This window comes from Glaciecola sp. G7-5 (assembly GCF_055808975.1).
In genome coordinates this window covers 1995411-2015364 of the sequence record NZ_CM147892.1, presented here as the reverse complement: position 1 = coordinate 2015364, position 19954 = coordinate 1995411, and the positions used below count along the sequence as shown (strand labels likewise).

Below are 19954 nucleotides of genomic sequence, written 5' to 3'. Positions count from 1 at the left end.
ACTACATACTATGCTACTGAAGATAATCTACTAACGGATTAACACACTATGATTCAGTTTTTTATAAACGAACAATTAGTCGAAATAAAAAATGAAAAAGCTGACCTTAGCTTGCTCAATTTTTTACGTGATAATAAACGACTGTGCGGCACAAAAGAAGGCTGCGCGTCAGGTGACTGCGGCGCGTGTACAGTCGTTAGCGCTAAAGTTTCAGAGCGTGAAGGCACTCCCCAACCCGTTGAATTTAAAGCGATAAATAGTTGTGTTACCTTTTTGTCAGCCTTACACGGCAAACAAATTCTTACCGTTGAATATTTGCGCTCTGGTAATACTCTACACCCAGTACAACAAGCAATGGTCAACGCTAATGCAAGCCAATGCGGATTCTGCACTCCTGGCTTTGTGATGTCTTTATATGCCTTTTATCAACATCATAATAAAGCGCAGCGACAAGATATTGTGAATGCCTTGTCTGGTAATTTATGCCGCTGCACCGGATATCAACCTATAATTAACGCGGGTTTAGAAGCGACCAACAACAAGTCACCAAACAGCATGGCGTCTGACGACCATTCTCTGATTATCAATAGACTACAAAGCATTGCAACAAGTGACACGATTTCGAGTGACAACCTGTTGTTACCTCGCTCGCGTGAAGAGCTAGCGCAATGCCTTAGCCGTTTTCCAAAGGCACATCTTGTGGCTGGCAGTACTGATTTAGCCTTGCTACACACTCAACAGTTACAGCCTTTAGACAAGCTAATCAGCGTTAGTTATGTGCCTGAATTATCGCAAATAAAGCTAAGCAAAGCGCAATTAGAAATTGGCGCTGCATGTACACTAACAGATATACAAGCTGTTTTCCTTCAGCATTTCCCCGCTGCGCAAGAACTGTTCGAACGCTTTGCTAGCGTTCCTATTCGCAATCAAGCAACGCTGGGAGGCAATATTGCAAACGCCTCTCCTATTGGTGATATGCCGCCTTTATTGCTTGCCTTAAATGCAACGCTGGTGCTCGATAATGGTGAAAAAACGCGGCAAATTGCACTAAAAGAGTTCTACAAAGGCTATAAACAAACCCAAATGCACGCGAATGAATGGATAAAAACAATTCACATTCCCTTGGCGTCGGCAAATCAAACGCTGGTAGTGTACAAAGTATCAAAGCGTATGGAAGACGATATTTCAGCGGTGTGTATGGCTATCAATCTAACTCTAGAGAATGACAAAGTCACCGCAATAAGCACCGGCTTTGGTGGCGTAGCAGCCACACCAGACTCAAGCCCATCATTAGAACATAGTGTATTAGGTAAAACCTGGTCGAATAAAGAATGTGTAAGCTTGGGTAAAAAGGCGCTGCAGGATTCGTTTTCTCCCATAGATGATGTGCGCGCTAGTGCTAACTACCGTCGCGAGATCTTAGGCAATCTTTGGCACAGATGTTGGTTAGAGACTACAAGCAAAACTAATACTATTGTTACGAGGGTGGTGAATCATGCGTAAACTCATTCAGCCTTTTAAGCAAAGCACTGACTCAAGTGAAGCGAAAATACCAGCTCATGAAAGCGCTATTAGACAAGTCTGCGGCACTGCCAACTATGTTGATGACTTGCCTGTTGCTGCAAACCTTAAACACGCAGCCGTTGGCTTAAGTCAGAGCGCCAGCGGCGAGCTTATGGGACTAGAACTAAAAGAGGTTTGGTCAAGTCCTGGAGTAATAGATGTTATTAGCCTTGCCGATGTACCCGGACATACAGATATTGGCCCGGTGTTTAAAGGCGATCCAATATTTGCAGACGGTGAAATAAAATACCATGGGCAGGTCTTATTTGCGGTGCTTGCCAACACCGTTGAACAAGCGCGCATCGGTGCAACTAAAGCGATAGTAAATACCAAAGGCAGCGCGGGTGTGCATACCATTGACCAAGCTAAAGCGATTCATTCAACCGTACGGCCTCCCCATGAGATGAAACAAGGTAATCTAGCAAAAGCCTTGCAAGAGTCGCCTTGTATTAGTAAAGGACAGCTTAGTATTGGCGGCCAAGAGCACCTCTATTTAGAAGGCCACGTAGCCATGGCTGTGCCCGAAGAAGAAGATAGAATTCTGATTTATGCATCGAGCCAACACCCGAGCGAAGTACAAAAGCTAGTTGCTGAAGTACTCAACGTAAAGCTCAATAAGGTGACCGTTGACATGCGCCGAATGGGAGGCGGATTTGGTGGCAAAGAAACCCAAGCTGCCCAATGGGCGTGTATAGCAGCGATTTTTGCAACAAGACAACGCTGCGCAGTTAAGTTACGTTTACCGCGCTACCAAGACATGGTAGCCACCGGCAAAAGACACCCCTTTGAGAATGATTTTACCATTGGCTATAACAAAAAAGGCATCATTAGCGCCGCTCAGATTGAACTAAATGGCAACTGTGGCCATTCGCCCGATTTATCTGATGCGATTGTTGATAGAGCCATGTTTCATGCTGACAACGCTTACTACATCGGAAATTGCTTTATTCGAGGAAACCGCTTGAAAACAAATCAAGTTTCTCATACCGCATTTAGGGGCTTTGGTGGGCCACAAGGCATGATCATGGCTGAACAAATGATGGATCGCATTGCCAGAGAAACACGCCAAGACCCATTAAAGGTCAGAAAGATGAATTTGTATGGTGCCAATGGCGGTAATACAACACCTTATGGAATGGAAGTCGAGCACAACTTACTACCTGATATTATCAATGATCTCGAACATAGCAGTCAGTATTGGGAGCGCCGTAAACAAATAGAAGTATTTAACAAAAATAGTCCCGTTATTAAAAAAGGCTTAGCATTAACACCGGTTAAGTTTGGCATATCGTTTACGGCAAAACACTTAAATCAAGCCGGCGCGCTAGTACATATATACACAGATGGCAGCATTCAAGCCAATCATGGCGGCACTGAAATGGGACAAGGCCTGCACACCAAGATTTGCCAAATTGTAGCGCATGAGTTTGGCGTTAATAGCAGTGAAGTAGATATTACGGCAACTCGTACTGATAAAGTGCCTAATACATCTCCAACAGCGGCATCAAGCGGCACCGATCTAAACGGTAAAGCCGCACAGAACGCCTGTATTGTGATTAAACGCAGACTCGCTGAGTTTTATGCAGATGAAGTAGGAGGAGACGTAAATGACGTTTATTTTGCAGAGGGTCATATTCATTGTCGCTCACATTCATTGCCGTGGCGAGACTTGATACAAAAGGCCTATTTTGCTCGTGTTTCCTTGTCGGCTAGTGGCTTTTATAAAACGCCCAAGCTTGACTACAATCGCGAAACCGCAAAAGGTCGCCCCTTCTTTTATTTCGCCTACGGTGCCTCGGTTAGCGAAGTCACAATTGACACGCTCACCGGCGAAAACATTGTTAACCGCGTTGATATTTTACACGATGTAGGCAACAGCATTAACCCCGCTATTGATAAAGGACAAATTGAAGGCGGCTTTATTCAAGGTATGGGTTGGTTAACAAACGAAGATTTAAAATGGGATAGTAACGGTAAGCTAATTAGCAATAATTTAGCGACCTATAAAATACCCTCTATTGGTGATACTCCCGAAGTATTCAATGTAAAGCTCTATGATAGACCCAACGCCCAAGATAGCATTTACCATTCCAAAGCGGTGGGTGAACCGCCCTTTATGCTGGCAATTTCAGTTTGGTGTGCATTAAAAGACGCGATATCGAGCATCAGCAATTATAGCGTTGACCCAGATTTATCCGCACCAGCAACACCAGAGCGGATTTTAGCTGCCGTTGTTGATATACAAAACAACGACGCTTTTAAAGCTCAGGAGGCTCCATGCAAATAAGCAGTAAAAAGCCTTGGTATCAGGCCTTGAACGAATGCGAGCAACAGGGCCGTGGCTATGTTTTGGTGACCTTACTATCAAGCGCCGGCTCGACCCCTCGTGACGCAGGTACCAAGATGGTCATTAGTGATGACAACCAGTTTGATACGATTGGTGGCGGACATTTAGAATACGAGGTTGTTAATAAAGCCAGAGAATACTTAGCAAAAGGAAAAGCGCTTCAAAAAACAGAATCCTATCCCTTGTCGAGTAAATTAGGCCAGTGTTGCGGTGGTGCTGTGAAAGTGCTTTTTGAGGTCATGCTTGCACACCAGCAAAAGTTGGCGATATTTGGCGCAGGCCACGTTGCACAAGCTTTGGTTCCCATACTAGCTCAATTACCAATTCAAATTGATTGGATAGACAACCGAGAATCATTCTTCACAAGCAGTCTTGATGACCAAGGCGTGCATAGTGCTGCAATGTCGATTGCCCAGGCCAATAGCAATGTAAGGGCCATTATAAATGACGACCCCTGCGAAGAAGTCACGTTACTAGCGCCAGCGTCTTGGGTGTTAATTCTAACTCACAATCATCAATTAGATTATGAGTTAGTCAAAACTGCCTTGAAACATAAACAACTAGATTATATAGGCATGATAGGTTCGCAAACTAAGGCCAAACGTTTTGTGCATAAGCTAGCGCATCGCGGTTTCAACCAAACCGACATTAAAAAACTAACAAGCCCTGTTGGAGATTTGAGTATTGGCGGTAAACGACCTATAGAAGTCGCTATCTCAATAAGTGCACAACTCATCCGTTTGCTGCATGCAAACGACGCTAAAGGTAATATTAACAAGCGCCCTTCGCAAACATCGCTTGGCGTTTTGGAAAACAAATAATGACGACAATTAATGACCTAAATTCTCTCCCTTTTGATGATGCGCTTGACTGGTTTATGCAAACTTGTACGTCTAGTCGCTGGTCAACACTCATGGTCAAAGCACGCCCTTATACATCAATAAACAACATTGAAAGAATCGCAGTAAGGCAGTGGGAAAAAATGCAAGATGCAGATCTGCTAGAAGCATTTAAAGGCCACCCCATGATAGGAGACATAAGTAGTTTGCGGGCTAAGTTTGCCCACACAAAATCGATGGCGAGTGTTGAGCAAATAGGTGCAGCGGCGGCCAGTGAAGAGACGCTACTTAGCCTGCAAAAAGCTAATCATGACTACCTAGAGAAACATGGCTTTATTTTTATCATATGCGCCACGGGCTTGTCGGCAACAGAAATGTTAGCGCAATTAGAGCTGCGTATAGGTAACACAACTGAAGAAGAAATTATTAACGCCGCAAATGAGCAAATGAAAATAACCTTGTTGCGTATACATAAATTACTAAGTATTGAGGAACCCCAACCATGATTAGTTTATCTAGCCATGTATTAGATACCACCAGTGGCAAACCAGCGAGCAACATGAAGCTCGTGCTAACCCTGCCCAATGGACAAGAAGTAAGCGGCGTTACCAACCAAGATGGTCGCTTTAGTGATTGGGGAGATATTGAATTTAGCTCTGGAATATATTCATTGCGGTTTTATTGTAAAGAGTATTTACTCAGCGCCCACGGTGCTAGTTTTTATCCTCATGTTGATATTTGCTTTGAAATGCAAAGCGATGGAGGCCACTACCATGTCCCTCTTTTGATATCCCCTTTTGGCTTTAGCTCGTATAGGGGTAGTTAGTGAATCAAGGATTAGTATTATATAGGGCGAGTATTTTACACTTTCAAAAGGCCACCACAGAGCCTGAAGACAACGCGACATTTTTCAAAGACGGCGCACTGGTTGTAGAGGGTGGAAAGATAATAGCGGTGGGATATTTTCCAACGATAAAGGCACTTTATAAACACTGCGTCGAAATAGACTACAGTGGCCGTTTAATTCTGCCTGGCCTAATAGATAGCCATATCCACTATCCACAAACCGAGATGATTGCTAGTTACGGTGACCAGTTACTTTCGTGGCTAGAAAACTATACCTTTCCTACAGAGCAAAAATTTTCAGTACCTAGTTATTGCAACAAAATAGCTAAGCACTTTATCGCACAGCTTATTAATAACGGCACAACAACCGCCTTTGCTTATGCCAGTGTTCACGCTCACTCCGTTGACGCTTTGTTCAGTGAGGCTTCTTACTACAATATGGCGTTTATCACTGGCAAAGTTTGCATGGACAGACATTGCCCTGATTTTTTACAAGACACGCCAGAATCTGCACAAATCCAAAGCAATGATTTGATCAACAAATGGCATGGCCAAGGGCGTAATTTATATGCCTTAACCCCTCGTTTTGCCCCCACCAGTTCGCAACAGCAACTTGCCCTATTAGGTGAACTGGCAAAAGAGCATCCAAGCGTATTTATACAAACGCATTTATCAGAAAATCATCAAGAAATCAGTTGGGTTAAAGAGCTATATCCAGGTCACAAAAGCTATTTGGATGTGTATGACCATTACCACATGGTGCATTCGCGTTCCTTGTTTGGTCATTGTTTACACCTGTATGAATCCGAATGGGAGCGCTTAGCAGAAACAGGGGCAAGCGCGGTATTTTGTCCTACCTCTAATCTTTTTCTAGGCAGTGGTTTGTTTGACCTTGAAAAAGCGCAACAACACAATGTTTCTATTGCATTAGCAACAGATGTTGGCGCAGGCACCACATTTAACATGTTACGTACCTATGGTGAGGCCTATAAAATCAGCCAATTACAACAGCGCCCGCTAAGCGCATTAGCAGGCTTGTATATGATGACGCAAGGTCCAGCCAGCGCATATGGACTAAGTGACCAAATAGGTAACTTAAACCCAAATAGTGTTGCCGATTTTATAGTACTAAACCCTAACTTCAATGAACTTAGCGCACTGCGTTTACAGGCCTGTGAAAGCGCCGAAGATATCGTATTTGCGTTAAGTTTTTTAGGCGATGACCGCGCAGTAGAAGCTACCTACATTGCTGGCGTAAATTGTAAAGAATTAGCACAGGAGAGAATTTATGCCATGGCTTGATTGGTTATCATTGTTGGTCAGATGGTTTCATGTAATTGCAGGCGTTGCGTGGATTGGCGCGTCATTCTATTTTATATGGTTAGACAATAGCCTGCGTACGCCACCAAAATGGAAGCAAGAAAAAGGAATAAAAGGCGACTTATGGGCCGTTCACGGTGGCGGTTTTTACGAAGTTGCAAAATATCAATACGGTCCAGAAAAAATGCCAAGCACTCTGCATTGGTTTAAATGGGAGGCATATACCACTTGGTTAAGTGGTATGGCTTTGCTTGTATTGGTTTACTACTTTGGCGCATCGGCTTATTTGATTGACCCTAAGGTGCAAGCACTCACGCCAGCGCAATCCATTATTTTTGGACTACTTTTTATTGTGATAGGTTGGGCTTTATATGAATTAGCTTGCCGGAGTAAATTAGCCTTACACTCTAAAATGTGTGCTTTGCTTGTATCTATACTGCTTGTATTGTCATGTTGGGTAGCGGCGTCATTATTTAGTGGCCGAGGCGCATATATTCATGTTGGCGCACTTATGGGCACAATTATGGTAGGAAACGTGTTTTTTAATATTATGCCGGCACAACGCAAAATGGTTGATGCTGTTGCCAATCAAAAAGAAATCGATCCTAAGTGGGGTGCAAACGCGAAGTTACGTTCGGTACACAACAACTATTTTACCTTACCACTGCTTTTTGTCATGATCAGCAATCATTACCCAATGACCTACCAGCATGAATTAAATTGGTTAGTACTGGCCTGTATCATTGCGATATCAGCTTATGTTCGCCACTTTTTCAACCTTAAACACAATGGCGTAAATAAACCTTCTATTTTAGTTATTGGTGCAATAGCGATGGCAGCGCTTGCGCTTTTCGTATCGTGGCCTAAACCTGTGGCGTCAAGCAGCACTGAATATGCAAATAGCGCAAGCGCAGAAACGCTAAGCCCAATTCAAAGCGAAGTAGTAAATATTGTCTCGACCCATTGCAGCAGTTGCCACGCCGCAGCACCCAGTGACCCTATTTTCACAACAGCACCACTTGGGGTTATGTTTGACACATGGGCACAAATAGAAGCAAAAGCCGACCTTATTGTACACCGCACAGCGGTCACCAAAGACATGCCCCTAATGAATAAAACCAATATGACAGAGCAAGAAAGGCTGGTACTGGTGAAGTGGCTAGAGTCAAAATAAATTATTTTTACTTGTTTGTTAGCTCGTTTGCGCGCCTGTGCCAACAAAACCCACCATACGTGATATTAGATCTTTATCTTTTTCCACAAAATACTGGCCTAGTTGAACTTGTTCTGAGCCATCGGGCCCCTTTCCACCAAATGCGACTGTAGCGCGTGTAACATCGGCGACCATATCCGTTTTAATCACTTTTGCTGACCATCCTGGAGCATTCGCGCTAAACATACCTAAGTAATTATTTAATGCTGCAATACCGGTGACAGTTTCGGGTGTTCGTGGATCATCGTATTGTATAGCTTCGGTCACCGAACCATTCAATTTAGCGAGTCGCGCCTCTGCTTCCTCAATTTGCCATGCTTCGAAAAAGCGTGTGATGCAATCTGACATATTCCTCTCCTAATTTTAATTTACTTGTTTTAATTTAGTCACCGCCACCACCGCCATCTCCTCCAGAAGAATCTGAACCAGAATGATGACTACCACCAGCAAGACCACCTGAAACGCCACTCGCAATATTCTTTTTATTCCAATTACGACCCTTGTAAGGCCCAGCTAAAGCAGAAACACAGCAAATTGCGCCGACGATTGTTGCTAACCATCCGAAGAATACTGGGTTTCCTGAGCTTATATTAATTAGGCCGATTACTATTAGTACAGCGCCTATAAATCCAACCATCTTAAATTACTCCTTGTATACAGTACTGCATATGTAGATTAGTCACACGTATCGCAAAATTTGACATTTTCTATAGTTTTCATAAGATTAAACTTACTTAAAGACTTTCCCAAAAAACCACCCAATAATAGACAACATTATCACAGGAATTATCAGCCAAAATATTATTGGGATCAGTATTGCGATGACTAATGCTAAGAATCCTGACAAAACTATTCCAATCAAAGGTAAGATGACGAATAACACGAGGCCTACTATGCCTCCGACCAGTAATATCGAGAACAAAACCAGGCAAACTACTGCTATAGGATTTTGAACTCTTTTGCCGTTAATTCTTAATTCCATTGCTTTATTCTCCGTTGTTTAATTAACAAAATTGGGTTCATATTTTGTTAACTGACGTTTCACTGCTCAAATGCCTCTTCAGAACTTACTTCGCATTGCATAACTGCTTGAGTTTCGTTTGAACGATTAACTGTCCAGCATTCTTTATATATAGAACAGTAACAAAGTTCTATGCTGAGCTGTGCGTCAAGCAATAAGATATCTGAGATAAGCTCTCCACGATAGAGAAGAGGTGTGACAGTTTGCTCAGATGGCACAGTTATGCTGCTTATATGGGATTGGACAATATTAGAGAATACACTGACTTCTGACCATCGTTTGATAGCCTTTGAGTCAACACTAACTTTTGCATACTGAATAAGTGCAGGGCCCGTGCCCCGATTGGCAACCCCATAACTGAATTCCTTGCCGCTATAACTTCTAAATATCTCTAATTTGGGCCAAACAGAAGCTCTGGCATATTGTCGGTCTACATAAGCTGAATAGACAGATATAACGGCAGTTAAAAGGCCAATGAACAAAGCAGACAAAGCCACTATCATTTCTGGGTTTTTATACCATTTTGTTTTTTCCATTCATTGAATCCATTTAAACCAAAAGGCTAGAAGTCAGTTAACACCTAATTGAAGGCCACTAGCGAAGCGCGCAATTTAGTGAGTGTCTGTTTGAATTGATTGTTTTATTTCTTCAACATTACTAAAAAACACTCAACGGAATTACGCCTATTATTGCTCCGAGTATCGCGTATAAAGCCCTAATAACTGACTCTTGAATTTGGGCTTTGTATTTGGAGTCGGCAAGATTCCACTTGTTTCCTTTAGGCTTTTCATTAGTACCAAAAACATAAACATTTAAACCATAAAGAACAATAGCCATAAACAAAATAACACCGAGGCCTTCTATGCTCTCTGGCAACTCGAATGATTTTTTTATAGCTCCGCTTAGAAGCATTAGTAAACTAAAAATTGTTCCAGCAATAAAAGCTGTTTTTCTAGATGCTTGGCGTTTCATGAAATGTTCGAATCCTAATGATGGTTAACCCCCTATTCACGCGGCAGCTTGTCTGGTCGCATTTAATTAACCAGTGTACCATGGCCCGCTTGGCACCTAATACTTACAATGGTTTCGCTCCGCATTTGCCAAAATCCACATACGAGTCGTCAAGAGATGAAGGATCAAACATTGGTTCGTCCGTGATTTCTCCATTTATGATGTTATGTTTCTAGTCGCTAGTATTTTCATAACCAATTATTTTTATAAGTTTTTTATCTTTGCCGAAAAGATAGGTGAATATAACATTATCCTTGGCTTCATAGAGAAAAACAAAACGCCCATCTGGGTTGTAATCTTCATGCTGAGGTTTTCCCAAGCATGAAATTACATGATCCGAGGTTGTTTCTCCAATCGGAAATTTGGCGATATTACTTGGACACGTTTTACTGTTTCTATCACTTTCCATTGGTTTAATCTCAAAATCTGCTGCATCCAAACCTGACTCAGTAAATGTCATCAGATATTGAGATGTATTTTCTGATGTTTTTACAATCCACATTTCTCGCCATGAACGAGAACCAACGTCTCCGACAGGTTGCTGAATTATAAATTTTAGTAGCTCTGAGTCTTTGATTTCTGAGCCAACAACTTTCTCCAAGCCAGCTCTAGCATCTGAGATTAGTTTGACATTGGCAAGTGTCCCTTCCTTTGCTACCCCAGGCTTTATTTGAGAAACAGGCGTAAGTTTTTCGGTAGATTTGCAGCCTGATAAAAGTGCTAGAGCTACAGATAGTGCAATAATGTATTTCATGATTATTCATAATTTAACTATTAAGTACAGGCAAAACATGCCACTTTTTATAACCGATGGTGACCGCTCTTGCCAAAACCCGCCTTCATCTTTTGCTATACACTTTACTGCCACCCAGCCTTATTTGAAAATGTTTCATAGCTGAGTTTGGTCGAATGCGTGTATTCATTACCAGTTTTTCGTTCATATGCTTCGGGTCCGATTAAAAGTAGAGATTCGAACTCAAGATCTTTTGGAAAGTGTTTAGGTTGTTGTAAGACTGAATCGTAGAATTCTTTGCCATTTGCAACAACAACGCAACGGGAATACAAAAACCAATCTGCCGAAAAATAATTACTCCCGTCTGTATAGGCTTCTTCACCAATATTCCTTGCGTGCGCTAAGGTATCTAGCCGGTACAACTTGTCTGCAAGTATTTCCTCAAATTCGATAATGTCTTGCGCAGAATATGTCATTAATTCGACGACCGCGGGATCAATTACTAACTCGTCATCACCAGACGCACCCCAGTTCAAAAAACTAACTATTGACCAAAAAACAACATCGCTCACAATATATCCTTATGTTTAACACTTTCCACAACCGGTTTTTGGTGCTTTTCCAAAATTCCTATAAGTACATAACGCTCCACATAAATGACGAATAGCCGTTGGCTAAACTTAGCGAAGAATGAGCGCCAGCCAACTGTTAGGCGTCTATTTTAAAGCGTTTGTTATGTGCTGCGCTCGGTTTTTATTAAAAGTGCGATTGCAGTAAAAATGTGGAAAAACAGCCCCAATAAAAACCATCCCAGTGCACTGCGGCCTGTTGTCTTTGCCCACCAAGCACAAAAAAAGCAAATAGTATGAGTGCAAGGCCATTATTTGTTATGTCCGCTGATAAAAATCTGTAGCACTACAGTACCTACCATATTTGACCAACCTTTCTTTGTTCTGTAGGTAACCTTCCCGCTCCAAATCGTATCTAGACTTTTGGTAATCAGAAAGACTTTCTAAACCAATGTACTCACTGATTGGAACAGAACCATTCTGAAAGGTCATAAATTTATTAAAATCATCAACGCCATAAAAACTCATTATAGGAAGCAAAAATGCAACTAACCAGAGAAACGAATCTTTCTTAGCACGCCTATATGTTGAAACTAATTTAATAAAAAAATACACGGCAAACAATCCTATACCAATCATAAAAGACACGATCGGTGATAGAAGATTACCCTCTCGCCAAAACTCTGAATAGTATCCGCAGTCAACAACTAAAAAATTGTACCAAAGAAAGACTATATGGAATAAAAACCAAAACACTACAAATGACGAGATTGCAAAAAACGGTTCTAATTTACCCACTGAGTCTTAATCATCCTTTTAGACAGAACGCCCAAAATACCAGCCGAAGTGTAGGCGTGAAACACCGTAACGGAGTTCTGGCATGCGCAGCAGGCTGATGTGGTTTAGTTTGTTAAGAGTTATTTGCACTTGATCATACTCTTAGTGCAGCTTCCTGCAGACCAATCAGTTCTGTGCCAACAAAAGGTGGAGTCAGTTTGAATGACTAGGTCCCATGAAACAAAGTTACCATCATCGTCTTTTCGATCTTCATTTTCGATCGATGTCGTGAGAAGGCCCTTAGTTTGGGAGTGAATAATATATCTCGACCTTTCATATGATTCATCAGGATCTCCCAAGTACATACCTTTATGAGACTCGTGGAACATTGATGTACCGTCATCAGAAAACGAAATTGTCATTGGGTTATTCTGGCATTGTCCTTGATCCCATCCCCACGCTCCCGAAAGCACTTCTTGATTAAAATCTTCGTCACTCGAATGTTCTTTGACGGTATTAATCTCGCAGGATGCCAACATTAAACATGAAATAGTTAAAATTATTCTCATAGCTTTCCTTACTCTTAATACAAAAGGGAGCGCTAGCTCAGCGCTTTTTTGAGATATCAGTCTTCATTTTTATATGCCATTACTGCAAGACTCCCCAAGATTCACAAACTCCGCCAAAACTGAATACCATCGCCGAGGCTTTTTTTTGCGTATCCATTATCAGGTCGTAAGATACAGGCGAGTTAATATTAAATAAGATATATCCATCACCGTCGTCATCTGGAGCATATACTTCGATAGCGCCATATTCTTTCTCTAAGATATCTAAAGCATCCTGAGAAGGCGGCCAGCTATCAAAATCAACCATGAAATCAATCTCCCAAGCTATCGAAAAATCGAAACCGGATTCTTCTAATCGTCTAAGAACATCCCCGTCAGCATCATTTGGAAACTTCAACTAATACTCCTTGGCACATAACGCCTCAAGCAGAAGCGCACGTTTTTTTCGCGTCCTGCTGACTTGACTTGTTATAGCGGTACGTAACTTCAATAACAGCTAATATCGCAACAGTTACCACTACTTGAAAACTAACTACTGCCTCAACGCTAAATGCACTAGCCAAGTTTTCGGAACCGCCAGCCTTTTGAATTAAGTAGCCTAATTCAATCAATGTAGCTTGAGAACCTGCAATAGCGATACAGTTCCCAAAAGAAAACAGGAAAAATCCGATTTGAATTGCAGATATTTCATGTCTTGACCTCGTCGCTTTTTCAGACGCAACAGTAAAGCCTAATACTGCTAACGCAGCAGACGAATAGTACGCCCACAATGAATCCATGTTAGAAACTTGGTTCTGAAAAAGCTCTATTGCTTGATGTAGTTCCATAACTTACTTGTTCCACCCTTGGAAGCTATAACACCAAATTAAGAGGCATTTTGGCGTTTTTCCAAAATGTCTAATCCGTCTTCAATTTTTTTTGTTAGCTCTCACTTCCACTCAACACTAGGCTCTTTGTTTGTTTCTGCGCAGTCTTTAAGATACAAATTGATAAGGTTTTGGTATGGGATCCCATTTTTCTCTGATAGCTTTTTGAAATAGCCAATTACGTCTTGATCTAGCCTTATCGTTATCTGCTTTTTCAGTTTCTTTACGTAAGGGTTAGGGATCGAGTCACTGAAATCGTAATGTTCACGCATGACGAAACTCCTTATATTTTTTCTGCTCTCGTTTGTCCGCGCGCCTGGCTGAAATTAGTCTAATAACTCCTTGATTATCTCGATAGCAATGGCAAACAACAAGTAAGCGGGTCTTTGAGCTTTCACCCAAAATAATAAAACGCTCTTCTCCGTAAGAACTATCAGGATCTGGAATAAGCCTTTATAACTTATCAGAAAATACAGATATAGCCTCGTCGAAGGATATTCTGTGCTTCCTCAAATTTAACTCAGATTTACTCTCGTCCCACTCAAATTTATAATCATCCATAATTACAGTGTAGTTACATTGTGAGTAAAAAACAACCTTTTGAGAGTTAACATCTAACTAACGGAAGGGCACATGGTGCGCACAATAGCCGAAGGCCGCCATGTGATTGTCCCCGGGAGCGCCAGCGAGTGCTTAGTTGAGTTTTTGTTATAGGACGTTTTCATCACAACCGCATAAGTAGCTGGCTGGAAGGAATGAAAATAGGAATACAGACCCCTGCAGCTGAAATAGCAAGACCGACCACTCGCGCAGCAGTTCCTTGAAGTTTGCTGAATTTCGAATAAATAAATTCAGATTTGCGAGCCCCATTTGTTATACCGAACTCAAAAGACACTTCACCTTTGACCAAAATCCAAAGCCCGTAAACGACTAAGACTATACCTAGTAAATGAGAGTGTGTGATTTCCATTTTTTAAGTCCTATAACACTTACAACAACGGAAAAAGCTGGATTCAACACTAAGCCTCCTAGACATAATGACTCTTCATAAGGTACTGACCTCCAGATATCGTGGGTTAGTTGCGTTTAAAACGAGACCAGAGCCATAATTAATGTTCGAACCATTAAATACTGGAGGTCAGCATGACTAAAAATAGCATAGTTTTCGTTGGAATGGATACTCATAAAGAGTTTATTGAAGTCGCTTCGCTAGAAGATGGGTTTCAAGGTAAGGCGACCCAGCATGGCAGAATTGCCACCGCAAAAGCGTCGATTAAAAAGCTTATTCGACAATTTGAATCTAAGTTTCCTAATGCGACTTTGCATTTTGTTTATGAAGCAGGCCCTTGTGGGTATTGGATATACCGGCTTATTACTTCCTTAGGCCACCCATGTTACGTTGTTGCGCCATCACTCATTCCTAAAAAACCCAGTGATAAAATCAAAACAGATAAGCGTGATGCTCTCAAGCTCGCTTATGCTGTAAAGAACTGTGATGTGTCACCCATCTACGTTCCCGAGCCCGAAGATGAAGCCGTCAGAGATTTATCTCGCATCCGTGAAATTGCTATGCGGGACTTAAATGATGCCCGAAGACAATTAAAAGCGTTACTACTGCGCAATGACATTAACTACCCTGGCACCGCAAATTGGTCGGCTAAACATTTACGATGGTTGGCTGAGTTAGTGCTGCCCCATCCCGCTCAGCACATTGTGTTGCAAGAAAGTCTCAATACCATTGGTGAGCGGATTGCTCGGCTTGAACGGCTAGACAATCAACTTGCTCACCACATTCTGCAGTGGCGATACTTTCCCGTTGTGAAAGCCGTTCAAGCCATGCGCGGTGTCGCCTTGCTCGTCGCTGCTGGTATGGTGGCTGAACTAGGTGACCTCACTCGATTTGAGCATCCTAGACAACTCATGAGTTTTTTAGGCTTAGTACCTAGTGAGCATTCTAGTGGCGACAAGCGAAAACTCGGCAACATTACTAAAACTGGTAATGTTCGGGCACGACGACTATTAATCGAGGGTGCGCAAAGTTATCGTCACCCCGCAAAAGTGTCTAAAGAGCATCAACGGCGACAAGAAGGATTGCCTAAAATAGTGATTGATACCGCTTGGAAAGCACAGCTTAGGCTGTGTCAGCGCTATCAAAGATTGATGCAGAAAGGTAAACATCACAACGTCATTAAAGTGGCTATTGCTAGAGAAATGGTGGCCTATATTTGGGCGATTGCTAAGCAAATTGTGTTGCCTGCTGTTGATATTCGCAAACGATTAGCAAGAGTGCCTGCGTAGCGCACGCCGGCATCATAAAAGGTTTTGAGTTAATGTGTTGGGTCAGGCCGCGGAAGCGGTACAACCTTCGACAAGTGTTGGATTGGTATTGATGGCTACGGCTTACAATAATCCCCGAGCATAGAGAGAAGATAGGTACAACGTCGCAAACAGTAAGGTTGGATAGGCTAGGCAACTAGCAACCCACGTATACCAGCAAAGATAACCGACGAATATTACTGGCTTCATCTGATGCATTAACTCAATTTATTTTGTAATTAAGAAGCTTTGAAAAAAAAGGCGGGATCTGCTCGTTTTATTTGACATGAAGAGTCATACCAACACTTTGCGTGCGCGGTTTGTCCTTTCTTGTCAACATCCGGTTCATATGTGTTAGATGCCCTCACTAAAGATGAGCAATACATTTAATTTCAATTTTGAGTTCAGGCTGAACAAGTGCCGCTACTTGCACAACTGTTTGACTAACTTCTGGCATACCGCCATATGCAGTTTCTCTTTGCCCATAAACAGTTTCAACGTTTCCCATCAATTCGTCCATATTAGTAACAAAGAAGGTTTCATCAACAATATTGCTCATATCGGCCCCGAACTGTGATAATACATCCTTCATATTTGAATAGGCGATAGACGTTTGCTCGGCAATGTCTGAGGGAACCGAGCCGTTACTATCTATCCCAACTTGCCCTGCCATATAAAGAACATTTCCAACTCGAATACCTTGTGCAATGAAATCCTTGAACGGACCACTTCGATAGATTTTCTTCTCAATTGCCATTTTCAATATTCCTCTAAGTTAATGTGCATCTAACACTTTGCATAAGCGGTTCGTGCCGCTCTTGCCAATGTACGCTTTAATTTTTTTGTTAGCAGCTCGGGCTTTTAACAACCTCATAGCTTCTAGAATACTCCATTTTAGCAATTGAATTATTAAAGGCAAAAAAAGTGGCGACACCACAATCAGCCCCACTTTTTAAGTCTTTTATTGTAATTTCAGCGCTACCGATAATGATTTCTGAATTTTTTGAATTTATATATTTATTCATATTCAAAGACGATAACATTTCATCGTTATTTAATAATTGAATATATTTCGGCAACTGCAAATTTCCAATTTTCCTTGACGGCAACAAACTAACTATTTCATCAGGTGGGATGACCGACAAAATATAAGCCTCGCCAGCTTCATTTATGGTTGCTACGACTTTCGCATTGAAAGTAATCTCACCAGAAAATTGCAGATATAAGCCGTTTTCGATTGGATTCAGCACAAAAGGGCTACCTTTAGGAATAGTGAACTCCCAACCTCCAAACTTTTCTGCACAAAGCTCAATAGAAAAGAATAAAACAACAAATAATACCAAGTATTTCATGGCTGCTAACGCTTACCATAACCGGTTTTTGAGACTTTTCCAAAAATCCGGTTCATGGTTTTGTTATGTACGCTTATAAACATCAGATCTGGAACCAACTTTTATTACTAACACCTTTAACTCTTGATCTATTATTTCATAAACAATTCGGTAAAGGCCCTGACGTATTCGGTATAAATCACTGCCACTAAGTTTTATTGCTCCTACTCTTCTTGGATTCTGCATAAGAGTATCGATTTTCGCTAATATCTTAATAACATCGGATTTGGGTATAGACTTAAAGTCCTTTTGGACTGATTTTTTGAATGTGACCTTATATTTTCCCATCAGCTTCCAAACTATTGATGAGCGCCTCGTAACTTATTTCTTCTTCGCCAACTCTTGATTTCACCGCAGCGAAATCTTCTTGGTCTTCTCTCATTAATAAACGAACAGCCTCATCAACTAATTCTGACACAGACGAATCACTAGATGCAGCTCTCATTTTTAGGGCATTGTGTATTGATGGCTCGAAATAGACAGTTGAACGTTTTGATAGTGTGCTCATGAAATCCTCCAGATTCAATTTTTAGCACTATAACGTTATAGCGCTAAAACATCAACGAATCTGAGCACATTACCTTGTTATGCATTACTCACTATAGGCCGAGAAATTTAATTTTTTGGGCCCACACCAAAACAACCTTGGCCAATCAATTAGATACAGACTGTGTTTTTCTGTGAATTTATCGATCTTATCTGAAATGCCAGCTATGTTGGATTCTCTTGTTTGACTGACATTCAACGCTAAGACTTTACCTGACTCACTAGCTTGCCCCCATAGCAGCCAGCCTGATTTGGTTTGAAGTGCAAAACCGCCAACAATAGTTGCAGCTGCATTATTGAAGGCTACACCGTTGTACTTTTCAACAATATCAAAGGACTCTTCTATCAAACTTAGAGTTAGAGAGCTATCTTCTAGTGGCGTTACTATTCTCTCTCGAAGGTGTAATTTCTTAAACCCAACGCCCTCTCTGTGATTTTCATATATATTTTTTATGTGACCAAGCTCTTCATCAATAGTAGATTCATAGCTACTCATCACAAACTCGAACTGTCTCCAATCGTCTTCTCGGAACACTGCAATATTTTCTAGTAATTCGGCATTTTCGACACCAGCAATATCGTTACTTATTGTAGGTAAGCTATAAAGCAACTCATTTGGGTCAATCTGAGTTATCTCACTTTTAGCCATATACAGGTTTAACTTACCACTTTTCTTGAATTTGATTTTTTCGGCTGGTTCAGCCCCTAAGACCCTCCAGTCATCCTCACCTAAGTGCATGGTCGTATCTATTTCAAAGGTATCAGGCAGTTGTTCAATTGGCACATTAGATACCGCAAAAGGAACCTTGCTCTTTCCTTCGTAGAATTTAACTTCAATTAAACTCTTATCTTTCCCAAAACCAAACATTGACACTCCCATGGCCAAAACAAATATAAGTATTCTATTCATACTGCTTTCTTAGTGCCTAACACCCCGAAAAGGGGCAATTACTTGCATGCGCAAATCGCGAAACCGCATACGAGGAATTGTCCCAGCGAGCGGAGTGAGCGAGCTTGATCGGTTTGTTATACGTCATATTGAAGAGAGTGTCCGATTAATTTTTAGATTATGTCTTTTTGCAATTTCCGTAACGATTCCCTTATTCCCCGCCAATTCGCCCTCTGTCCAATTATCGTATTCCAATAAAAGGGTTCTGAAACCTTTTCTAAACTTCACTCTTTCATAGTCCACGGAACCCGCCACTCCCCAAAATGGCTTACCCATTCGCCACCCGTCTGCTATTAAATCTTTGATAATCAGATCGAAAGTTTCCGATGGTATATCCTGAATATTAGTACCAATGAGTGGAATGTACACTAGGGCTCCGATGGCATATAACGCCGCCATAAACGGATGCCGGAGCAACGCTTAGGCAGTCGGGTGGAGGCCATGCTTTTTATGGCCGGAACGAATTTAATGGCCTTGTTATATGTACTTGTTAAAAATAAAACCATATAGCAATTAAAGCCCCTACTATAAGCATATGTTTTAGTTCACGGATAATACCACCATTAACGAAAACAGCCGCCTCACGTTTACCAGTAATAGCTTTTAATTTATTAAGCTTTTCTTCGTTATTTAATATTTTAGCAGCTTGCCAATATTCATCTATTGCCATAATTAACAAACCAAAGAACACAGCAAAGCAAAAATATATATTTGGGTTAATTGTAAAATAAACAACAAGTAAAGATATGCATGCTATTGGAAAGGCATACTTCTTTATTCTATTTTTATATGGCTCTAATTTTTCAGCTTGTAATTCGCCTTCCGTCATCACTTGTACCTATAACGAGGCTGTAGAATTTCTATTTTGGTGAAAATCATCATTTTTTCGACCTCCTGTATAGCTTTGTAAAGGACGAACTCGACTCAAACAATGCATTTGCTATCCCTTATTTCAAGATGAAATACGAGAAACCGAGTAATTCTACAACCTCAACACTAAATTAAGCGGCGTTGCCCGCTTTTGGTAATGTCCGCTTTAATTTCCTTGTTATGTGTCTCGAATTCACGATACAAAAGT

General features: G+C 41.4%; 28 protein-coding genes. 8 read left to right on the top strand and 20 right to left on the bottom strand.

Translation table 11 applies throughout. From position 1 onward, the window contains the following. Nucleotides 1-48: 48 nt before the first annotated feature. Genes xdhA through AC0L6H_RS08720 form a run of 7 tightly spaced genes read left to right on the top strand, consistent with a single transcriptional unit; the run spans nt 49 to nt 8089 of the window. Complete coding sequence (gene xdhA / locus AC0L6H_RS08750) at nt 49-1503, top strand: xanthine dehydrogenase small subunit (RefSeq protein ID WP_473393824.1); 1455 nt, start codon at nt 49-51, stop codon at nt 1501-1503. Beyond that, on the top strand, nt 1496-3850 hold the full coding sequence (xdhB, locus tag AC0L6H_RS08745; RefSeq protein ID WP_473393823.1) for a xanthine dehydrogenase molybdopterin binding subunit: 2355 nt from the start codon (nt 1496-1498) through the stop codon (nt 3848-3850). The genes xdhA and xdhB overlap by 8 nt, the downstream gene beginning before the upstream one ends. Continuing rightward, nucleotides 3841-4731, top strand: coding sequence for a xanthine dehydrogenase accessory protein XdhC (gene xdhC, locus AC0L6H_RS08740; protein WP_473393822.1), 891 nt, complete (start codon nt 3841-3843; stop codon nt 4729-4731). The genes xdhB and xdhC overlap by 10 nt, the downstream gene beginning before the upstream one ends. Then, nucleotides 4731-5255, top strand: a complete 525-nt coding sequence (gene uraD / locus AC0L6H_RS08735) for a 2-oxo-4-hydroxy-4-carboxy-5-ureidoimidazoline decarboxylase (RefSeq protein ID WP_473393820.1) — start codon at nt 4731-4733, stop codon at nt 5253-5255. Before xdhC ends, uraD begins: the two co-directional genes overlap by 1 nt. Further along, nucleotides 5252-5575 carry a hydroxyisourate hydrolase gene (gene uraH / locus AC0L6H_RS08730; RefSeq protein ID WP_473393819.1) on the top strand — a complete coding sequence of 108 codons (324 nt, stop codon included), beginning with the start codon at nt 5252-5254 and terminating at the stop codon, nt 5573-5575. The genes uraD and uraH overlap by 4 nt, the downstream gene beginning before the upstream one ends. Then, nucleotides 5575-6897 carry a guanine deaminase gene (gene guaD / locus AC0L6H_RS08725; protein WP_473393817.1) on the top strand — a complete coding sequence of 441 codons (1323 nt, stop codon included), beginning with the start codon at nt 5575-5577 and terminating at the stop codon, nt 6895-6897. The genes uraH and guaD overlap by 1 nt, the downstream gene beginning before the upstream one ends. Beyond that, entirely contained in the window at nt 6884-8089 is a 1206-nt protein-coding gene (locus AC0L6H_RS08720) for a urate hydroxylase PuuD (protein WP_473393816.1), read from the top strand. Before guaD ends, AC0L6H_RS08720 begins: the two co-directional genes overlap by 14 nt. 18 nt (nt 8090-8107) lie before the next feature. Here the strand turns inward: AC0L6H_RS08720 and AC0L6H_RS08715 are convergent, their stop codons facing one another. The 13 genes from AC0L6H_RS08715 to AC0L6H_RS08655 all read right to left on the bottom strand — a co-directional run bounded on the left by AC0L6H_RS08715 (nt 8108) and on the right by AC0L6H_RS08655 (nt 14644). Continuing rightward, nucleotides 8108-8476: a hypothetical protein gene (locus AC0L6H_RS08715; RefSeq protein WP_473393814.1), complete on the bottom strand. Its 369-nt coding sequence runs from the start codon at nt 8474-8476 to the stop codon at nt 8108-8110. A 34-nt stretch (nt 8477-8510) separates the two neighbouring features. Further along, nucleotides 8511-8765, bottom strand: a complete 255-nt coding sequence (locus AC0L6H_RS08710; RefSeq protein WP_473393813.1) for a hypothetical protein — start codon at nt 8763-8765, stop codon at nt 8511-8513. Between the two features lie 404 nt (nt 8766-9169). Next, a complete protein-coding gene (locus AC0L6H_RS08705; protein ID WP_473393812.1) occupies nt 9170-9685 on the bottom strand; it encodes a hypothetical protein in 516 nt (171 codons plus the stop codon). A gap of 121 nt (nt 9686-9806) precedes the next feature. Then, complete coding sequence (locus tag AC0L6H_RS08700) at nt 9807-10121, bottom strand: hypothetical protein (RefSeq protein WP_473393811.1); 315 nt, start codon at nt 10119-10121, stop codon at nt 9807-9809. Nucleotides 10122-10332: 211 nt separating this feature from the next. Then, nucleotides 10333-10914 carry a hypothetical protein gene (locus tag AC0L6H_RS08695; protein ID WP_473393810.1) on the bottom strand — a complete coding sequence of 194 codons (582 nt, stop codon included), beginning with the start codon at nt 10912-10914 and terminating at the stop codon, nt 10333-10335. Between the two features lie 104 nt (nt 10915-11018). Continuing rightward, nucleotides 11019-11465 carry a DUF4240 domain-containing protein gene (locus tag AC0L6H_RS08690; RefSeq protein ID WP_473393809.1) on the bottom strand — a complete coding sequence of 149 codons (447 nt, stop codon included), beginning with the start codon at nt 11463-11465 and terminating at the stop codon, nt 11019-11021. A gap of 315 nt (nt 11466-11780) precedes the next feature. Next, nucleotides 11781-12260 (bottom strand): hypothetical protein, encoded by a 480-nt coding sequence (locus tag AC0L6H_RS08685; RefSeq protein ID WP_473393807.1) that lies wholly within the window; start codon nt 12258-12260, stop codon nt 11781-11783. Nucleotides 12261-12379: 119 nt separating this feature from the next. Continuing rightward, nucleotides 12380-12808 carry a hypothetical protein gene (locus AC0L6H_RS08680; RefSeq protein WP_473393806.1) on the bottom strand — a complete coding sequence of 143 codons (429 nt, stop codon included), beginning with the start codon at nt 12806-12808 and terminating at the stop codon, nt 12380-12382. Nucleotides 12809-12887: 79 nt separating this feature from the next. Then, nucleotides 12888-13205, bottom strand: coding sequence for a ribonuclease E inhibitor RraB (locus AC0L6H_RS08675; protein WP_473393805.1), 318 nt, complete (start codon nt 13203-13205; stop codon nt 12888-12890). A 25-nt stretch (nt 13206-13230) separates the two neighbouring features. After that, nucleotides 13231-13635: a hypothetical protein gene (locus AC0L6H_RS08670; RefSeq protein WP_473393804.1), complete on the bottom strand. Its 405-nt coding sequence runs from the start codon at nt 13633-13635 to the stop codon at nt 13231-13233. A gap of 101 nt (nt 13636-13736) precedes the next feature. Beyond that, nucleotides 13737-13946: a BrnA antitoxin family protein gene (locus AC0L6H_RS08665; protein ID WP_473393803.1), complete on the bottom strand. Its 210-nt coding sequence runs from the start codon at nt 13944-13946 to the stop codon at nt 13737-13739. Continuing rightward, nucleotides 13939-14121 (bottom strand): BrnT family toxin, encoded by a 183-nt coding sequence (locus AC0L6H_RS08660; protein WP_473394500.1) that lies wholly within the window; start codon nt 14119-14121, stop codon nt 13939-13941. Before AC0L6H_RS08660 ends, AC0L6H_RS08665 begins: the two co-directional genes overlap by 8 nt. A gap of 277 nt (nt 14122-14398) precedes the next feature. Further along, nucleotides 14399-14644 carry a hypothetical protein gene (locus AC0L6H_RS08655; RefSeq protein ID WP_473393801.1) on the bottom strand — a complete coding sequence of 82 codons (246 nt, stop codon included), beginning with the start codon at nt 14642-14644 and terminating at the stop codon, nt 14399-14401. A 173-nt stretch (nt 14645-14817) separates the two neighbouring features. Between AC0L6H_RS08655 and AC0L6H_RS08650 the strand changes: the two genes are divergently transcribed. After that, nucleotides 14818-15972, top strand: coding sequence for an IS110 family RNA-guided transposase (locus tag AC0L6H_RS08650; protein WP_473391525.1), 1155 nt, complete (start codon nt 14818-14820; stop codon nt 15970-15972). A 385-nt stretch (nt 15973-16357) separates the two neighbouring features. Here the strand turns inward: AC0L6H_RS08650 and AC0L6H_RS08645 are convergent, their stop codons facing one another. The 7 genes from AC0L6H_RS08645 to AC0L6H_RS08615 all read right to left on the bottom strand — a co-directional run bounded on the left by AC0L6H_RS08645 (nt 16358) and on the right by AC0L6H_RS08615 (nt 19705). Then, nucleotides 16358-16747: a RidA family protein gene (locus AC0L6H_RS08645; RefSeq protein WP_473393800.1), complete on the bottom strand. Its 390-nt coding sequence runs from the start codon at nt 16745-16747 to the stop codon at nt 16358-16360. Nucleotides 16748-16835: 88 nt separating this feature from the next. Further along, a complete protein-coding gene (locus AC0L6H_RS08640) occupies nt 16836-17342 on the bottom strand; it encodes a hypothetical protein (protein WP_473393799.1) in 507 nt (168 codons plus the stop codon). 63 nt (nt 17343-17405) lie between these two features. Continuing rightward, complete coding sequence (locus AC0L6H_RS08635; RefSeq protein WP_473393798.1) at nt 17406-17669, bottom strand: type II toxin-antitoxin system RelE family toxin; 264 nt, start codon at nt 17667-17669, stop codon at nt 17406-17408. After that, the gene (locus AC0L6H_RS08630) at nt 17656-17889 is read right to left on the bottom strand and encodes a ribbon-helix-helix domain-containing protein (protein ID WP_473393797.1); all 234 of its coding nucleotides are present in this window, start codon (nt 17887-17889) and stop codon (nt 17656-17658) included. Before AC0L6H_RS08630 ends, AC0L6H_RS08635 begins: the two co-directional genes overlap by 14 nt. 84 nt (nt 17890-17973) lie before the next feature. Beyond that, nucleotides 17974-18837, bottom strand: a complete 864-nt coding sequence (locus AC0L6H_RS08625; protein ID WP_473393796.1) for a hypothetical protein — start codon at nt 18835-18837, stop codon at nt 17974-17976. 123 nt (nt 18838-18960) lie between these two features. After that, a complete protein-coding gene (locus AC0L6H_RS08620; RefSeq protein ID WP_473393795.1) occupies nt 18961-19245 on the bottom strand; it encodes a hypothetical protein in 285 nt (94 codons plus the stop codon). A gap of 121 nt (nt 19246-19366) precedes the next feature. Beyond that, nucleotides 19367-19705, bottom strand: coding sequence for a hypothetical protein (locus tag AC0L6H_RS08615; RefSeq protein ID WP_473393794.1), 339 nt, complete (start codon nt 19703-19705; stop codon nt 19367-19369). Nucleotides 19706-19954: the final 249 nt, after the last annotated feature.

Excerpts from the sequence above, each read along its gene's own strand:
- xdhA (WP_473393824.1), top strand. The coding sequence starts at position 49 with ATGATTCAGTTTTTTATAAACGAACAATTAGTCGAAATAAAAAATGAA.
- xdhB (WP_473393823.1), top strand. The coding sequence starts at position 1,496 with ATGCGTAAACTCATTCAGCCTTTTAAGCAAAGCACTGACTCAAGTGAA.
- xdhC (WP_473393822.1), top strand. The coding sequence starts at position 3,841 with ATGCAAATAAGCAGTAAAAAGCCTTGGTATCAGGCCTTGAACGAATGC.
- uraD (WP_473393820.1), top strand. The coding sequence starts at position 4,731 with ATGACGACAATTAATGACCTAAATTCTCTCCCTTTTGATGATGCGCTT.
- uraH (WP_473393819.1), top strand. The coding sequence starts at position 5,252 with ATGATTAGTTTATCTAGCCATGTATTAGATACCACCAGTGGCAAACCA.
- AC0L6H_RS08720 (WP_473393816.1), top strand. The coding sequence starts at position 6,884 with ATGCCATGGCTTGATTGGTTATCATTGTTGGTCAGATGGTTTCATGTA.
- AC0L6H_RS08715 (WP_473393814.1), bottom strand. The coding sequence starts at position 8,476 with ATGTCAGATTGCATCACACGCTTTTTCGAAGCATGGCAAATTGAGGAA.
- AC0L6H_RS08710 (WP_473393813.1), bottom strand. The coding sequence starts at position 8,765 with ATGGTTGGATTTATAGGCGCTGTACTAATAGTAATCGGCCTAATTAAT.
- AC0L6H_RS08705 (WP_473393812.1), bottom strand. The coding sequence starts at position 9,685 with ATGGAAAAAACAAAATGGTATAAAAACCCAGAAATGATAGTGGCTTTG.
- AC0L6H_RS08700 (WP_473393811.1), bottom strand. The coding sequence starts at position 10,121 with ATGAAACGCCAAGCATCTAGAAAAACAGCTTTTATTGCTGGAACAATT.
- AC0L6H_RS08695 (WP_473393810.1), bottom strand. The coding sequence starts at position 10,914 with ATGAAATACATTATTGCACTATCTGTAGCTCTAGCACTTTTATCAGGC.
- AC0L6H_RS08680 (WP_473393806.1), bottom strand. The coding sequence starts at position 12,808 with ATGAGAATAATTTTAACTATTTCATGTTTAATGTTGGCATCCTGCGAG.
- AC0L6H_RS08670 (WP_473393804.1), bottom strand. The coding sequence starts at position 13,635 with ATGGAACTACATCAAGCAATAGAGCTTTTTCAGAACCAAGTTTCTAAC.
- AC0L6H_RS08665 (WP_473393803.1), bottom strand. The coding sequence starts at position 13,946 with ATGCGTGAACATTACGATTTCAGTGACTCGATCCCTAACCCTTACGTA.
- AC0L6H_RS08655 (WP_473393801.1), bottom strand. The coding sequence starts at position 14,644 with ATGGAAATCACACACTCTCATTTACTAGGTATAGTCTTAGTCGTTTAC.
- AC0L6H_RS08650 (WP_473391525.1), top strand. The coding sequence starts at position 14,818 with ATGACTAAAAATAGCATAGTTTTCGTTGGAATGGATACTCATAAAGAG.
- AC0L6H_RS08645 (WP_473393800.1), bottom strand. The coding sequence starts at position 16,747 with ATGGCAATTGAGAAGAAAATCTATCGAAGTGGTCCGTTCAAGGATTTC.
- AC0L6H_RS08640 (WP_473393799.1), bottom strand. The coding sequence starts at position 17,342 with ATGAAATACTTGGTATTATTTGTTGTTTTATTCTTTTCTATTGAGCTT.
- AC0L6H_RS08635 (WP_473393798.1), bottom strand. The coding sequence starts at position 17,669 with ATGGGAAAATATAAGGTCACATTCAAAAAATCAGTCCAAAAGGACTTT.
- AC0L6H_RS08630 (WP_473393797.1), bottom strand. The coding sequence starts at position 17,889 with ATGAGCACACTATCAAAACGTTCAACTGTCTATTTCGAGCCATCAATA.
- AC0L6H_RS08625 (WP_473393796.1), bottom strand. The coding sequence starts at position 18,837 with ATGAATAGAATACTTATATTTGTTTTGGCCATGGGAGTGTCAATGTTT.
- AC0L6H_RS08615 (WP_473393794.1), bottom strand. The coding sequence starts at position 19,705 with ATGACGGAAGGCGAATTACAAGCTGAAAAATTAGAGCCATATAAAAAT.